This window comes from Salicola sp. AFF1, from assembly GCF_056783195.1.
The window spans coordinates 1-1121 of the sequence record NZ_JBXAYL010000100.1; the positions used below are offsets into that span (position 1 = coordinate 1).

1 protein-coding gene is annotated in these 1121 nt (G+C 54.1%); it reads left to right on the top strand.

Annotated elements, in window-relative coordinates:
• Window positions 1–607 precede the first annotated feature (607 nt).
• Window positions 608–1039: a type II RES/Xre toxin-antitoxin system antitoxin gene (gene parS / locus AC1RQI_RS16880; protein ID WP_481905776.1), complete on the top strand. Its 432-nt coding sequence runs from the start codon at window positions 608–610 to the stop codon at window positions 1037–1039.
• Window positions 1040–1121: the final 82 nt, after the last annotated feature.

Genomic DNA, 1121 nt, shown 5'->3' on the forward strand with positions numbered 1-1121 from the left:
ACCATTCGTAAATGCGTGCCCGGCTCATTCCGAGCGCTTTAATCACCGTTTCCGGGCTTTCACCCTCCTGGACTCGTCGAAAATGCGTTTCAGGGATTTTATTCGCGTGAGTTCCTCGACAGTGCAGGATTTGTCATTGTTGATCAGCTTCCTTTGCCTGACACACCTCAGGTGCGGACAAGCGGGATTCTGGATCAGCTGGAAAGTCGCAACCTGGGAGGGATAACCTATGATGACACGTACTACATGCTTCGTAGCGAGGAAAATACGATGCGGCTGCACTTCCACGAATTAGTGCATGTCGCCTAGTGGCGGATTTTGGGTCGACAAAGGTTTATCACCGATTACGCTGAGGAGCTTGTCAGATACGGTTACAGCCGAGAGGCCCCGTTGGAAGGGATGGCTCAAAAGGCCGAGGCGCATTATGTCTTTGGTAAAGAACCCTATGACGTCGTTCAGAGTGTTCGGCGCAGCTTGGCTGGATGATCAGCCTTTGCGTCTAAAGAGCGTGCACGGAGCATGGCGTTTCCCGTGAGCTTACGCTGCAGCGATCAACCAGGGCGCTACTTGCTGGAGGCGATAGGCAGCTGCCTAAAGGAGAACGACGATGTCTGTCACACAGCCACGCTCAGATAGCGCTGGGTTCTGGGAAAGTGTTGGCTTATCCGGTGGAGGGAGTCTCATTAATCAGGTTCGCCAAGGTTTCAGCTTCCAGATTTTTGAAGCCGCTCTGGTGCGGTTTGGCTTTTCCAAACCAGAAGCGGCCGGCGCTCTCGGTGTCTCGAGGACAACGTTGGAGCGTCGTGCACGAGACGGGCAGTTCACCACTCAGGAAAGTGACAGGCTCTACCGTTTGGTGCAGGTATTAGAAACGGCGGAATCCGTGTTCGAGGGCGACACTGAGAACATGGGCCGGTGGATGCGCTTGCCAGTGAGGGCTCTAGGAGACCGGCGGCCAATCGACATGATACAAACGTCAGTGGAATGCGAAATGGTGCTACGCGTGTTGCGCCATATTGAGTCAGGCGATTTCAGCTGATGGCATGTGTTAGTGGCCAATTAAAATGACCCACTACTGGCCATTAATTTTGACCCACCTCCGGGTGGCCGTCAGGCCACAG

Bases quoted from the DNA above. Each gene is read 5' to 3' on its own strand.
- parS (WP_481905776.1), top strand. From the start codon at position 608: ATGTCTGTCACACAGCCACGCTCAGATAGCGCTGGGTTCTGGGAAAGT.